We start from the raw sequence: 232 nt of genomic DNA on the forward strand, positions 1-232 counted from the left end.
GAGCGTCAACGCTTCTCGCAATCAACTTCGCGTCGGTCTGATCTTGTTAACCGACGCTTCAATGGTCTGTATCAGCTTCCCGGCTTCGGGACCGCCGCCCTGAGCGAGATCGGCTCTGCCGCCTCCTTTTCCGCCAAGCTCCCGGCACGCCTCCGAAAGAAGTTGACCGACATTGTGCGAAAGCGATTCCGATCTGGCAAACACAAGCCGGGCGGTGCCCGCCTGCTTTGTG

The 232-nt window shown here is 59.9% G+C and carries 1 protein-coding gene; it reads right to left on the minus strand.

Annotated features, from left to right (window positions below):
• Positions 1-21: 21 nt before the first annotated feature.
• Positions 22-232, minus strand: a 211-nt coding sequence (locus KVT28_RS27155) for a DHHA1 domain-containing protein (RefSeq protein WP_217551443.1), incomplete at its 5' end; no start/stop codon positions are given.

Origin of the sequence: Pantoea sp. GbtcB22 (assembly GCF_019091025.1) — a bacterium.
Classification (GTDB): domain Bacteria; phylum Pseudomonadota; class Gammaproteobacteria; order Enterobacterales; family Enterobacteriaceae; genus Pantoea; species Pantoea leporis.